Raw genomic sequence first — 14,185 nt, 5'->3', positions numbered from 1 at the left:
TGTGAAATTTCCTACACGCTTATCAGCCCGCCCTCACCCCAAATCGTTTTAGCGTTTGCCTTGTTGCGCAGCGCTTTTTCAGATTTGGAGGTTCATCATGTTTCCTCGGCTGACCCGCTTGCTGGTCAACGCCAGCGTCCGACTCAAACTCGCCCTGGGTTTTGGCCAGGTGCTGGTCCTCAGTTTCATCATCGCCATGACAGGCTGGCAGGCCTTGAATGCCGCACTGTTCCGCTCCAGCAACCTGACGGTGCTGGGCCAACTGGCCGCCGACGCGGAGGCCATGCGCGCCGACCGCATCGTGTACCGAACGCTCACCGACACGGCCAGCCTGGGCAAAATGACGCGGCAGATCGAAAAAATCGACCAGCACCTCGACTACCTGTCAAAACACATGAAAGACCCGACCGACCTGCAGCGTCTCGAGGAAGCCGAACGCCTGGTGGCCGCCTTCAAAGCGGTGCTGGTGGAATTGCCGCCGTTGATCGAACAGCGGGAAAACGCCCGGCCGCCGCTGCAAAAAGCCGCCCTGCAAGCCAGCGACACCCTCGCGCAACTGGCCAGCGAACTGCCTGACCAGCAAGACCAGCAGGCGCTCGACGCCATCGAAGATCTGCGCCAGGCCATGGAACAGGCCGAAGATCGCGCGCGCAGCCCCGCCTGGGCCGCCGAGTCGTTGCAGGCCTATGCCGAAGCGGTGGGCAAGGCCCTCGACGCCCTGGACGTCGCTCAAGTCGCCGTCACCAGCCTGCCCGTGGACGCCACCCTACTCAAAACCGACCTCGCGCAATACCGTGCGCTGCTGACCACGCTCAAGCAGGCACAACTCGACACCGAGACCGTGCAAAACCGCTTTGAACAACAACTCAATCAGTTGCTGGCGCAAAGCGATCTGGTCAGCCAGGGCCAGGTGTTCAAACGCGACCGGGAAGCGCAGCACACCCGAACCCTGCTGATCAGCGTCACCCTTGCCGCCCTGCTGCTGGGGGCCTTGGCGGCCTGGTGGATCGCCCGGCAAATCGCCGTGCCGTTGCGCGAGGCCTTGGCCGTCGCCAACCGCATTGCCGCGGGCGACTTAAGCGAAAACCCCGCCGTGGAGCGCCGCGACGAACTGGGCCAGTTGCAGCAGAGCATGGCGCAGATGATCCGCAACCTGCGCGGCCTGATCAGCGGCATCGGCGACAGCGCCCGGCAAATCGCCAGCGCGGCTACGCAGCTATCCACCGTCACCGAGCAAACCCGCGCCGGGGTCAACAACCAAAAGGACGAAACCGACCAGGTGGCCACGGCCATGAATGAAATGCTCGCCACCGCCCAGGAGGTCGCCCGACATGCCGAGCAAGCGTCGATCGCGGCGAGCGAAGCCGACCAACAGACCCACCTCGGCGACAAAGTGGTTGCGCAGGCGGTGGAGCAGATCGGCCACCTGGCCAGTGAAATGGAACTGTCCAGCCGGGCGATGCTGGCGTTGCAGCAGGAGAGCCAACAGATCGGCAGCGTGCTCGACGTGATCAAGTCAGTCTCCCAGCAGACCAACCTGCTGGCCTTGAACGCCGCCATCGAAGCGGCGCGCGCGGGCAGTGCCGGGGAAGGTTTCGCGGTGGTCGCCGATGAAGTGCGCAGCCTGGCCCTACGCACGCAGGAATCGGCCGAGGAAATTGAAGGACTGATCTTGCGTCTGCATACCGGCACCCAGCAGGTGGCGGACATCATGGACAGCAGTCGCAGCCTCACGGACAACAGCGTCAGCCTGACCCGCGACGCCGGCGACGCCCTGGCGGCCATTGCGCGCACGGTGTCGGTCATCCAGGAAATGAACCCGCAGATTGCCGCCGCCGCCGAGGAACAAAGCGCTGTGGCCGAGGAGATCAATCGCAGTGTGTTGAAGGTGCGCGATGTGTCCGAGCAAACCGCCGCCGCCAGTGAAGAAACGGCGGCGGCGAGCGCTCAGTTGAGCCAGTTGAGCCTGGATTTGCAGACACTGGTCGGCAAGTTCAGGCTCTGAGGCTCACAGCACCTGGCGCAGGAAGGCCTGGGCTCGCGGGTCTTTCGGCGCATCGAAGAACTCGGCCGGGGACGCGTCTTCGAGCAGCTTGCCGTGATCGAAGAACAGCACCCGGTCCGCCACTTCACGGGCGAAGCCCATTTCGTGGGTGACGCAGACCATGGTCATGCCTTCCAGGGCCAGGGTTTTCATGACGTCGAGCACTTCGCCGACCATCTCCGGGTCGAGGGCCGAGGTGGGCTCGTCGAACAGCATCACCTTGGGTTCCATCGCCAGCGCGCGGGCTATCGCCACCCGCTGCTGCTGGCCACCGGACAGACGCGAGGGAAACTCGTTGGCCTTTTGCGCGATGCCGACCTTTTCCAGCAACGCCAGGGCCTTGGCTTCACGCTCTTTTTTGCCGCGCTTGCGCACGACTTTCTGCGCCAGGCACAGGTTCTCCAGCACGGTCATGTGGGGGAACAGGTTGAAGTGCTGGAACACCATGCCGACTTCGCGGCGGTAGGCGTTCACGTCGGTTTTCGGATCGGCCAGTTGCAGGCCGTCGATGCTCACCGACCCCGAATCGAACTCTTCCAGGCCGTTGAGGCAGCGCAGGAAGGTCGACTTGCCGGAGCCGGACGGGCCGATCACCACCAGCACTTCGCCCTTGGCGACCTGGGTGGTGACGTGGTCCACCGCGCGCACCACATGGCAACGGGTGTCGAAGACTTTTACCAGATCGCGGACTTCAATCACTTTGCGCGAGCCTCCGCTCAAGCCGGCTGGCCATTTTCGACAGCGGCAGGTTGATCAACAGGTACAGGCCTGCCACGCAGAACAGGATTTCAAACGGCGAAAACGAAGTGGTGATGACTTCGCGGCCGCTCTTGAGCAACTCGGTGATCGCGATCACCGACACCAGCGAAGTGTCTTTCACCAGGCTGATAAATTGCCCGGCCAGGGGCGGCAGCACGCGCTTGAACGCCTGCGGCAGCACCACATGGCGCATCGACTGGCTGGCACTCAAGCCCAACGAGCGCGCGGCTTCGTTCTGGCCACGGGTGATCGACTGCACACCAGCGCGGACGATTTCCGCCACATAGGCCCCGGTGAACAGCGACAGCGCGGCGATCCCGGCAAACTCCCGGGACAGGTTGAGCACCGTGCCGATAAAGAAATAGAAGATGAATATCTGCACCAACAGCGGCGTGCCGCGCACCAGTTCGACGTAGATCGTCGACAGATCGCGCAAGGTCGGGTTGCTGGACAGCCGGCACAGGCCCGTCGCCAGGCCAATCGCCAAGCCCAGCACGCCGGACACGAAGGACAGCCACAAGGTGGTCCACAAGCCCCACATCAACGGGCCCAGCGCCCACTGCCGGGTCACGCCCACTACATCGCCTTCCGCCACGTCATCGCCGCGCGCCACTTTCAGGCTGTTGTCGGCCACGCTGAGCTTTTGCTCCGTGCCCGCGTCGTTGCGCAGGGTGACTTCGACCACATCGCCTTTGCGCACCAGCTCGACAACGGTGGAGATATCCGCCGCGCGCTGCGATGTTTCGGCCTGATAGGCGAAATATTGCGGTACGCGGTTCCAGCGCCATTCGTAGGACATCAGCGACGTGGCGTAGTACAAGGCGCCCGCCAGGCCGACGAGCACGACCACGGTCAGCAGGTGCCAGGGCCATTGGGCTTTTTTCTGTTTCATTACTCAACATCCAAAAGGGTCGGGTAAGCCCCCGCTTTTGTGGCGGGCGGGCTTGCCCTAATGCCATTCAGTCAAGGCATTTTGTAGGAGCGAGCTTGCTCGCGAAAAACTCAAAGACACCGCGTTTATTCAGCAAGCCAGCGTTATCGTTGACGGCCTTCGCGAGCAAGCTCGCTCCTACAGAAAGCAGGAGCCATAGGAGCCGGCGTTATTCCATGTCCTTGAGCCACTCGGAGCTCTTGAACCACTTGTCATGGATGCGATCGTAGGTGCCGTCGTTCTTGATCTGGTGCAGGAAGTTGTTGATGAAGTTGATGCTGTCGTAATCGCCTTTCTTCAGACCGAAGGCCAGCGGTTCAAAGGTGAAGGGTTCTTCGAGGAACACCAGCTTGCCGTTACCGACTTTCTTCTCGGCGACGACGTTGTACGGTGCGTCATACACAAAGGCATCGGCCTTGCCGTTGACCACGTCCAGCACGCCTTCCTGTTCGTTGTCGTAGCCGTGGTACTTGGCCTTGGAGATCAGCTTCTTGGCGACCATCTCGCCGGTGGTGCCGAGCTTGGAGGTCAGGCGGTATTTCTCGTCGTTCAGGTCTTTGTAGGACTTGATGGTGCCTTCCAGGTCCTTGCGAATCAGCAGGGTCTGGCCAACCACGATGAACGGTTCGCTGAAGTTCAGGCGCAGGTTGCGTTCCTGGGTCAGGGTCATGCCGCTGCCGATCATGTCGAACTTGCCGGTGAGGAAGGCCGGGATGATGCCGTCGTAGCCGGTGGACACCAGCTCCAGCTTGACGCCCATGGACTTGGCCATGGCCTTGAGGATGTCGACTTCGAAGCCGATGATTTCACCACGCTTGTCGGTCATTTCGAATGGCATGTAGGTCGGGTCCATGCCGACCTTCAGCGTGCCGCGCTTGACCGCATCATCGATGGCCCCGGCCTGAGCCACATTGGCCGCGACCAGCGCGGTGACGCCGAGCAGCAGCATCGAAAGATACTTTTTCATCATCAAGTCCCCTGAACGATTCTTATGAAGTCGGCGCGCAAAAAGGGCTGCACCATTTCGGGGTGCGATCCTAACCCACTCGCTGCCCGGTACAAAGGTTTCACCGGTAATAGTTGTCGAGGTATGTCGGAATAGCCCTACAGCACTGCGGCAAAGCGCAGACGTAGACACTTCATTGTCGGGCGAGGGCAATTGATTGATGTGTAAGTAGGTATGACTTTCAGTCGACCTCGGCCATCCAGTCGGTGTCCTTGAACCACTTGTCGTACAGCCGATCGTAGGTGCCGTCCTGGGCCACTTGGTTGAGGAAATGGTTGATCCAGTTCAGGCTGTCGTAATCGCCTTTTTTCAGGCCGAACGCCAGGGGCTCGTAGGTGAAGGGTTGCTCCAGCGCCAGCAATGCCTGGTTTTCCGGCCGGGTCATGGCGATCAGGTTGTAAGGCGCATCATGAATAAACGCATCGGCTACACCGCTCACCACCTGGCGCACCCCTTCTTCCGGCGTGGCGAAACTGCTGAGCCGAGCTGCCCCCAGAAACCGCTGCGCCGCCGCCTGCGCGGTAGTACCTTCGGTGGTGGCGATGCGGTAGCCGGCCTCGTCCAGGTCTTCAATGCTGGCGACCTTGCCGGCCAGGCGCGGATGCAGCAACACCGTTTGGCCGACCACGATAAACGAGTCGCTGAAATTCAGCTTGAGGTTGCGCTCCTGCGTGACGGTCATGCCGCTGCCGATCAGATCGAATTTCCTCGCCATCAGCCCCGACAGCAACTCGGTGTACGGCACCGCCACCAGCTCAAGCTCGACCCCCAGGGCGCGGCTCATCGCGTGCAGCAAGTCGACTTCAAAACCGACGATACGCCCCTGTTTATCGGTCATCTCGAACGGCACGTAGGTGGGCGTGGTGCCGACTTTCAGCACGCCACGCCGAACGGCGTCGTCCAGCGCGCCGGCCTGCACCAGAGCACCGTGAATCAATGCGACAGCGCCCATCAGCAATGCCGAACAATACCTTTTGATCATGAATCCCCCTGTGCTCGAGTCAAATTTCGGGGGGCGATGCTAACTCAGACACAGGCACGGCAATACGCCTTGAACCAGGGACTTTTGTTTCGAAATAACAAGGAGTTAGAGCACAAAGGAAGAGACGGGAAACGCTGTAGGACCAGCGCTTCAAGCGCCCCCGAGGAGAACCCTCGGGGGCGTCTGAATCAGGCCGGTTGAGCCTGGGACGACAACGGTTGCAACGGCAGCAATGGCGCGTGCGGATCGGACTTGAAGGACTGACGCCAGGCGCCCAGCCACTCGGCATGCCCTTCGCTCCAGACCTGCTCGTGCAGGCGGGCCAGGGCCACCGGGTCACTGAGCAGGGCCAGGCGTTCGGCGTTGTTGAGGCCGGTCGGGCCGACTTTCAACGCATAGCGCACGCGCTCGCCACGCAGGTACTCGATCGGCTCCGCCTCGCGGTGACGCGAGGTCGCCAGGGCGCAGGCCAGGGCGTTCTGCTGCGGGTCGACCACCGAACGCACGAACCCATCATTGAGGGCGTGCCAGCGGTTTTCGTGGGTGTACTTCTCGGTCGACAGCAGCGCCTGCGGCGGATTGTATTCCTCAGGGATCAGGAACAGGCTCTCGTCACGGGACTTGAGGCCCAGCTTGACCCGGCTGGAAATCACCGACACCGGGATCGACAGCATCAACGAACCGACGATCGGGACCAGCCACCACAGGAAGCTCGGGTTCAACCACACCACCAACAGCGCCCAGAGGAAGCCGAGCAAGGTTTGCGGACCGTGGCGCTTGACCGCTTCACCCCAGGGGGTGGAGTCGTCGTCACGCTGCGGCGAATTCCAGGTCGCGGCCCAGCCGAGGAACGCGGCGAGGACGAAGCGGGTGTGGAAGATCATCCGCACCGGCGCCAGCAGCATGGAGAACAGCATCTCCAGCAGCATCGACATTGTCACCTTGAACTTGCCACCGAACTCTTTCGCGCCCTTGGCCCAGATCAGGATGACGCTCAGCAACTTCGGCAGGAACAGCAGCACGACGGTGGTGGAGAACAGCGCCACCGCCTTGTCCGGATGCCATTGCGGCCACAGCGGGTACAACTGGCGCGGCGCCATGAAGTACTGCGGCTCCATCAAGGTGTTCACCGCCAGCAACGCCGTCGACAGCACCAGGAAGAAGAACCACAACGGGGCCGACAGGTAGGACATCACACCGGTGAGGAACACCGCACGGTGAACCGGGTGCATGCCCTTGACCAGGAACAGGCGGAAGTTCATCAGGTTGCCGTGGCACCAGCGCCGGTCGCGCTTGAGTTCGTCCAGCAGGTTCGGCGGCAGTTCTTCGTAGCTGCCCGGCAGGTCGTAGGCAATCCACACGCCCCAGCCGGCACGGCGCATCAGCGCGGCTTCGACGAAGTCGTGGGAGAGGATCGCACCGGCGAATGCGCCTTTACCCGGCAACGGCGCGAGGGCGCAGTGCTCGATAAACGGCTTCATGCGGATGATTGCGTTGTGACCCCAATAGTGGGACTCACCCAGCTGCCAGAAGTGCAGGCCGGCGGTGAACAGCGGGCCGTACACGCGGGTGGCGAACTGCTGCATGCGCGCATACAGGGTGTCCATGCCCGACGCCCGTGGCGCGGTCTGGATAATCCCGGCATCCGGCGTGGCTTCCATCAGGCGCACCAGGCTGGTCAGGCATTCGCCGCTCATCACGCTGTCGGCGTCGAGAACGACCATGTACTTGTAGTCACCGCCCCAGCGCCGGCAGAAGTCGTCGAGGTTACCGCTCTTGCGTTTGACGCGACGGCGACGGCGGCGATAGAAGATCTTGCCGAAGCCACCGGCTTCGCGGCACACGTCGAGCCAGGCTTGCTGTTCGGCGATGCAGATGTCGGCGTCGTTACTGTCGCTGAGCACGAAGAAGTCGAAGCGGTCCAGGTCACCGGTCGCCGCGACCGACTCGAACGTCGCGCGCAGGCCAGCGAATACGCGGGGCACGTCTTCGTTGCAGATCGGCATCACCAGCGCGGTGCGCGCATTCTTCGGAATCGGCTCGTGACCGGCACTTTTACCGGAGATCCGGTACTTATCGTGGCCGGTCAGCAGCTCAAGGAAGCCCATCAACGCGGTCCAGAAACCGGCCGACACCCAGCAGAACAAGATCCCGAACATGATCAGGATGCTGGTTTGCAGGGCGTATGGCAGCACTTGGGTCGCGGTCTGCAGCAAGGTCTGGTTGCGGATCTCGTCGAAGTCGACCAGCGACCAGCCCTGGTACGGCATGATGCCTTTCATGTACCAGCCGGCCACGATGGTCTGGCCGAGCATCAACACCAGCAGGATATAGCGACGGATCGAACCAACCGTGCGCCAGCGCGCCGCCGGCAGCACGCGCTCGTCTTTCGGCGGCTTCGGCGGGTTGGTGCGGCCGGTCAGCCGGCGCCAGCCGCGCACCAGGATATTGGTGCGCCACGGCTCCGGTACCACCTTGGTCCGACGAATCGGCGGCGTCGCCTTGAGGCACACCCGGCCGCTGGCGTCGAGCGCCAGCATTTCGGCGTCCTCCAGCTCTTCGGCCGTGCTGAGGGTCAACCGGCGGCCAACCGACGCCTGGGCGGCGTCGACCGGCGCATCGAACGCCTTGGACGACAAACGTTCGTGCAGTTCGCTGAAGGATGTGCAGCCCGCCAGTTCGGCGCGCTGCTCTGCGGTCATCGGCAGATGCGCCAGGTACTCGGACAGAGTCTCTGGCTGGACTTGAGAATTACTCATCGGCAGGCAACTGATAGCTCCAGGTTTCGGTCAGGACTTGCTCGGTCTTGATCGGCTCCGGTGTGGCTGGGGCAGCTTCTGGCTGCTTGGCTTCCTTGTCTTTGGCGTCTTTCTTGGCTTGTTTCTCGTGCTGCTTGGCCAAAACCTTGTCAGCCTTGAGCACTTGGGTCGAGACCTTCTCGGGCTCAGGCTGCACGATGTCCTGGACCAGGGCCGCACGCATTTCGGTCGGCTTGCTTGCGTCCTTGATTTTCATGCGCAGGGTCAGGCGCCAGCCTTTGGTGTGCTCGTTGTAACGCACGCTGTTTTCCACCAGCTCGGCGTTGTCACCCACGCTCACCTGGCTGCGCACCGGGGCGTCCGGCAGCAGTTTCTTCAGGGCCGGGCCTTCGAAGTCCACCAGGTACGCGACGCTGCCATCCGGCTGACGGATCAGGTTGGACTGTTTCACGTCGCCGGTGGAACGCAGGGTCTGCTTGACCCAGGCGCTGTCCGGCGAATGGAACGCGGCGTCGTCCAGGGTCCAGTGCAGGCGGTAGGCAACATCCAGCGGCTGGCCGACTTCCGGCAGTTTTTCCGGGCTCCAGAAGGCAACGATGTTGTCGTTGGTTTCGTCGGCGGTCGGGATCTCTACCAGGTCGACGGAACCCTTGCCCCAGTCGCCTTCAGGCTCGATCCAGGCGCTTGGGCGCTTGTCGTAGTTGTCGTCCAGGTCTTCGTAGTGGCTGAAGTTGCGACCGCGTTGCAGCAGGCCGAAACCACGTGGGTTTTCCACGGTGAAGTTGCTGACCGACAAGTGTTTAGGGTTGTTCAGCGGGCGCCAGATCCACTCGCCATTGCCGGCATGGATCGACAGGCCGCTGGAATCATGCAGCTCGCGACGGTAGTTGAGGACCTTGGACGGCTGGTTCGCGCCGAACAGGAACATCGAGGTCAACGGGGCAACGCCCAGCTTGCTGACCTTGTCGCGCAGGAACATCTGGGACTTGACGTCGACCACGGTGTCGGTGCCAGGGCGCAGGATCAGGCGATAGGCGCCGGTGGCGCGCGGCGAATCGAGCAGGGCGAAGATCACCAGATGCTTGTCACCCGGCTTCGGACGCTCGATCCAGAACTCGGTGAAACGCGGGAATTCTTCGCCGGACGGCAGCGCGGTATCGATCGCCATGCCACGGGCGGACAGGCCATACACTTGGTCCTTGCCCACGACGCGGAAATAGCTGGCGCCGAGCATGGTCAGGATTTCGTCTTGCTTGTCGCCCTTGTTGATCGGGAACAGCACGCGGAAACCGGCATAACCCAGCTGCTCAGTGGCCTTGGGATCAAATTTGACGTCGCCGAAATCGAAGCGCGTCGGGTCGTATTTGATTTCCTGGACGCTGTCGGCGGTGACTTCGTTGATCTTCACCGGTGTATCGAAATGCATACCCTGGTGATAGAAGGACAGCTTGAACGGGGTGTTCTGATCGGCCCACTCGGCTTTTTCGTTGCGGAAACGAATCTTCTGGTAGTCAGCGAACTTCATTTCGCGGAATTCGTTCGGCAGATTGCTGCGCGGAGCTTCGTATTTCTGCCCGGCCAGCTCTTTTGCCTTGGCCGACACATCATCCAGACTGAATGCCCACAGTTGACCCGCGCCGAACAGGCAAAACAGGGCGGAGCCCGTCACCAGTGCGTTTCGTAACCGTTTGGCAGACAATTTTGGTGCATTACAGGGACTAACAATCACGAGCAACCCTCGCCGAAAACAGATCAAAAAACCAACGGCCAGCTATCTATATGCCAGGTTGGCGAGCATTGTTCCGACTCCCCTGGGGCAAAATGATTCCCCTGAGGCTGTCGGACAAGTCTCTACCTAAGTCAAAAATGGACCAATCAACGCTGATCCCCGTAGCGCGCGATTATCTAGTAGCCCGCGAGACAACGCATCAGGGACAACGAAGTATTTGTAGCGAAACCCTGCGTTTTTAGGCATTAACGTCGTTTTTAATACATTCATGTCTGTAAGAGGAAGGTCACAGGGCCATCATTGACCAAATGAACCTGCATATCCGCACCAAAACGCCCTGACGCCACCTTGCCATGCAATTGTTGCGCTTGTAACAGCAAGTGCGCAAAAAGTGCCGCCCCCAGGGCCGGCGGCGCGGCGGTAGAGAAACTTGGCCGCAGCCCGCTTTTGGTATCCGCCGCCAGGGTGAACTGCGACACCAGCAGCAAACCGCCGTCGATATCCTTGAGCGACAAGTTCATCTTGCCATCGTCGTCGCTGAACACCCGATAGTTAAGCAGTTTGTGCAGCAGTTTGTCGGCGCTCTCGACAGTATCCCCCGGTTCGACGGCCACCAGCACCAGCAAACCCTGGTCGACCGCCCCCACGATTTCGCCCGCGACCTCGACCCGGGCGCCGTGCACCCGTTGCAACAGGCCCTTCATGCTTCTTCAGGCGGCAAGTCCAGCAGACGACGCGCCATCTCGCCGGTCGCGCGCACCAAGGCATCGGTGATGCCCGGCTCGGACGCCGCATGGCCCGCCTCGCGGATCACCTGCAGTTCACTGTTCGGCCAGGCCTGATGCAGCTCCCAAGCGTTATCCAGCGGACAGATCATATCGTAGCGGCCGTGGATGATTACGCCAGGCAGATGGGCGATCTTGTGCATGTCGCGAATCAGTTGGTCGGGTTCCAGGAAGGAATTATTGGTGAAGTAGTGGCACTCGATGCGGGCAATCGACAGCGCGCGCTGGGGCTCGGCGAAACGCTCGATCAACTGCGGGTTCGGGCACAGGCCCAACATGCGCCCTTCCCAGGTGGACCAGGCCTTGGCGGCGTGCATCTGGGCAATCTGGTCGTTGCCGGTCAGGCGCTTGTGGTATGCGGTGAGCAGGTCGTGGCGCTCGTCCTGGGGGATCGGTGCGAGGTAATCCTGCCAGTAATCCGGGAACAGGCGGCTGGCGCCTTCCTGGTAAAACCAGTGGATGTCCTGGGGCCGGGCCAGGAAAATCCCACGCACGATCAGGCCATGCACGCGCTCGGGATGGGTTTGCGCGTAGGCCAGCGCCAGGGTCGAACCCCAGGAGCCGCCGAACAACACCCATTTGTCGATGCCCAGGTGCTCGCGAATGCGCTCGAGGTCGGCGACCAGGTCCCAGGTGGTGTTGTTTTCCAGGCTGGCGCGGGGAGAGGAACGCCCGCAGCCCCGCTGGTCAAAGGTAACGATGTGGTACAGGTTCGGATCGAAATAGCAGCGGCTGTTGGCGTCGCAACCGGAACCAGGGCCACCATGGATGAATACGACGGGCAAGCCTTCGGGGGAGCCACTTTCATCGACATACAGGGTGTGGGTGTCATCGACGGCCAGATCGTGCCGGGCGTAGGGTTTGATCTGCGGGTACCAAGTCTGCATTGCGCGCTCCGTAGGGGGTCGGGTTCATCCCTGGGGGGACGTCTTTTATTTTGCCGTCTGGCACTATAAACCCGAATTGTGCAATGAGCATGTCCTTGAGCACTTAGACCTGTGTCAGCAGTTCGCTACCCAGGTAAGCCAATAGGCCGTTGTAGAGCCGGTCGCCCTCCTCCACCTCGCTCTGTGCCCACAAACAGACGTGGGACAGGCCTTGGCCGCAGTACAGCAACGCGTTCACGCCCGCCGCTTGCAAGTGTTCGGCATACAAGTGGCGCGTTTGGCCAATTAACACCAAGAGCATTCCTACGAACGCATCGGAAAGTCTCACCTGAGCAAGGCAACCACCGCGTGATTTGATCCCGGTCCTTTCGGACACGGATCGTTGCGCATGACTGACACGCCTTGGGCTGCCCGCGAGGGCGATGCGCTTCTGCACAGCTCCATGCTGGCCGACGTGTTAGGCGGCGTCCTGGAGATTGCGGCCAATGTGGCCGTGACGGCCTTGGCGACAGCGGCGGTGGTTGCGGCGACGGGTTTGACCGTGGCGACTGGCGGCCTTGGCTGCGTGGTACTGGGTGCCGTCGTCGGTGCGGTGGTCGGCGTCGGCATGAGCAAATCCGGCGCGGACAAACGCCTCTCACGATTATGTGAGTATTTCGCCAATGCCCTGTTTCCTCCCGTCATCGACGCCTTCATCAGCAGCGGTTCGCCCAACGTATTCATCAACGGTAAACCCGCTGCGCGGGCGGCTGGCAAAATCTCGGATGTGATCGCAGCGCCAGGTGGTGAGCCTTCTTATCTGGATATCGCTGAAGGGTTTTTCTCTCAGCTATGGCGCCCAACGGTGGCCTCTCCGGTGGCGGGCGCTGCGCCTTGTCCTGGCGATAAAGTCGACTGCCATAAACACGCGCCGATGCCAGAGCAATACATGGCCGAGGGTTCCAGTCGCGTATTTATCAACGGCCAGCCCGCCGTGCGCAGTGGTGATCGGAGCACCTGCGAGGCCAAGGTTGGGACGGTACAGATTTCGCCGAATGTGATCATCGGCGGAGCGCCCGTGGTGGTTCGCGAGATTCGCAGCGGCAAGACGCCCGGTGTCGGGCTGGCGGTGACGGCGCTGCTGACGTTGCGCGGCGGTGGCGCGAAGTTCTTCAGCACGTTGCCGTGCATGGTCGTGGGCGGGCTGGTGTCGTGGGGCAGCAGTCAGGTGAGCAATGCCATCACCTCGGCGGTCGTGGGTTCGCCCAACCCGGTACACAGCGCCACGGGCGCGAAAGTTCTCGACGGTGAAGACGACTTGGACTTCGCCCTGCCAGGCCTGTTGCCTATCGAGTGGCAGCGCTACTACAGCAGCCGGGATGAACGCCGCGATGGCCTGTTCGGCGCCGGTTGGAGTGTGATCTACGAAGTCTTCGTCGAGATGGGTGGGCTTCCTGAGGGCGGCGAGCGCCTGGTCTACACCGACGAGCAGGCCCGGCAGATCGACATGGGCGTGATCCCCTTGGGCGGCGCGGTGTTCAGCGCGGGCGAAGGCCTGAGCGTGCGGCGCCATGCCGACGGGCAGTTGCTGATTGAAAGCGTCGACGGGCTCTATCGGCTGTTCGAACCAACGCCCGGCAACCCGTCGCACCTGCGCTTGAGCCAATTAGGGGACCGCAACGACAACCGCATCCTCCTCGACTATGACGCCCAAGGTCGGCTGAGCCGGTTACGCGATTCCCTCAATGATGTGCGAATCGAACTCGGCTACAAACTCGGCCGGCTCGAGCAGATTGAACGGCTGTTCGCCGACCACAGCCGCGAAACCCTAGTCAGCTATGCCTATGACGCTCATGGCGACCTGGCCGAAGTTCGCGATACTGCCGGGCATCTACAGCGCCGCTTTGCCTACGACAGCGGCCAGCGCATGGTCGAGCACCAACGACCTACCGGGCTGCGTTGCTATTACCAATGGGCCTGTGTGGACGACTACGAATGGCGCGTAGTCCGACACTGGACCGACGAGGGCGACGACTACCAGTTCGACTATGACCTACAAGCTGGGATCACGCGGATTACCGATGGCTTGCAACGGGTCAGCACCCGCCAATGGAATCCGCAGTACCAGATCACCGAATACACCGACAACCTCGGCCAAACCTGGCAATTCGAATGGAATGACGAGCGCCAGTTGCTCGGTGCCACCGATCCTCAGGGCGGTCAGTGGAAGTTCGGTTACGACGAGTCCGGCAACCTGTGCGAGACGCAAGATCCGTTGGGGCGGATCGAATCCACCGTGTGGCTGGAGCATTGGTCGCTGCCGT

10 protein-coding genes and 1 pseudogene are annotated in these 14,185 nt (G+C 61.7%); 2 read left to right on the top strand and 9 right to left on the bottom strand.

The features are described from left to right. The first annotated feature begins 97 nt into the window (after positions 1-97). The gene (locus C8K66_RS29970) at positions 98-2,005 is read left to right on the top strand and encodes a methyl-accepting chemotaxis protein (protein WP_108526683.1); all 1,908 of its coding nucleotides are present in this window, start codon (positions 98-100) and stop codon (positions 2,003-2,005) included. Between the two features lie 3 nt (positions 2,006-2,008). Here the strand turns inward: C8K66_RS29970 and C8K66_RS29965 are convergent, their stop codons facing one another. The 9 genes and pseudogenes from C8K66_RS29965 to C8K66_RS29925 all read right to left on the bottom strand — a co-directional run bounded on the left by C8K66_RS29965 (position 2,009) and on the right by C8K66_RS29925 (position 12,174). Continuing rightward, positions 2,009-2,743 carry an amino acid ABC transporter ATP-binding protein gene (locus tag C8K66_RS29965; protein WP_108526682.1) on the bottom strand — a complete coding sequence of 245 codons (735 nt, stop codon included), beginning with the start codon at positions 2,741-2,743 and terminating at the stop codon, positions 2,009-2,011. Continuing rightward, positions 2,736-3,695: an amino acid ABC transporter permease gene (locus tag C8K66_RS29960; protein WP_108526681.1), complete on the bottom strand. Its 960-nt coding sequence runs from the start codon at positions 3,693-3,695 to the stop codon at positions 2,736-2,738. The genes C8K66_RS29965 and C8K66_RS29960 overlap by 8 nt, the downstream gene beginning before the upstream one ends. 208 nt (positions 3,696-3,903) lie before the next feature. Next, positions 3,904-4,701 carry a transporter substrate-binding domain-containing protein gene (locus C8K66_RS29955; protein WP_046384982.1) on the bottom strand — a complete coding sequence of 266 codons (798 nt, stop codon included), beginning with the start codon at positions 4,699-4,701 and terminating at the stop codon, positions 3,904-3,906. A gap of 220 nt (positions 4,702-4,921) precedes the next feature. After that, positions 4,922-5,722 (bottom strand): transporter substrate-binding domain-containing protein, encoded by an 801-nt coding sequence (locus tag C8K66_RS29950; protein ID WP_046384983.1) that lies wholly within the window; start codon positions 5,720-5,722, stop codon positions 4,922-4,924. A gap of 150 nt (positions 5,723-5,872) precedes the next feature. Beyond that, a pseudogene (gene mdoH, locus C8K66_RS29945) lies at positions 5,873-8,481 on the bottom strand (glucans biosynthesis glucosyltransferase MdoH). Continuing rightward, positions 8,474-10,153 carry a glucan biosynthesis protein G gene (locus tag C8K66_RS29940; RefSeq protein ID WP_256591119.1) on the bottom strand — a complete coding sequence of 560 codons (1,680 nt, stop codon included), beginning with the start codon at positions 10,151-10,153 and terminating at the stop codon, positions 8,474-8,476. Before C8K66_RS29940 ends, mdoH begins: the two are co-directional and overlap by 8 nt. A gap of 323 nt (positions 10,154-10,476) precedes the next feature. Then, positions 10,477-10,914 (bottom strand): D-aminoacyl-tRNA deacylase, encoded by a 438-nt coding sequence (gene dtd, locus C8K66_RS29935; RefSeq protein ID WP_108526680.1) that lies wholly within the window; start codon positions 10,912-10,914, stop codon positions 10,477-10,479. Continuing rightward, positions 10,911-11,882, bottom strand: coding sequence for a prolyl aminopeptidase (gene pip / locus C8K66_RS29930; protein ID WP_046384986.1), 972 nt, complete (start codon positions 11,880-11,882; stop codon positions 10,911-10,913). Before pip ends, dtd begins: the two co-directional genes overlap by 4 nt. 103 nt (positions 11,883-11,985) lie before the next feature. Next, positions 11,986-12,174, bottom strand: a complete 189-nt coding sequence (locus tag C8K66_RS29925) for a hypothetical protein (RefSeq protein WP_132849962.1) — start codon at positions 12,172-12,174, stop codon at positions 11,986-11,988. A 96-nt stretch (positions 12,175-12,270) separates the two neighbouring features. Here C8K66_RS29925 and C8K66_RS29920 point away from each other — a divergent pair. After that, positions 12,271-14,185: DUF6531 domain-containing protein (locus C8K66_RS29920; RefSeq protein ID WP_178087555.1), on the top strand; the 1,915-nt coding region annotated here is incomplete at its 3' end.

This window comes from Pseudomonas sp. GV105, assembly GCF_003058185.1.
Taxonomy (GTDB): domain Bacteria; phylum Pseudomonadota; class Gammaproteobacteria; order Pseudomonadales; family Pseudomonadaceae; genus Aquipseudomonas; species Aquipseudomonas veronii.
This window is presented reverse-complemented; position numbering and strand designations above follow the sequence as displayed.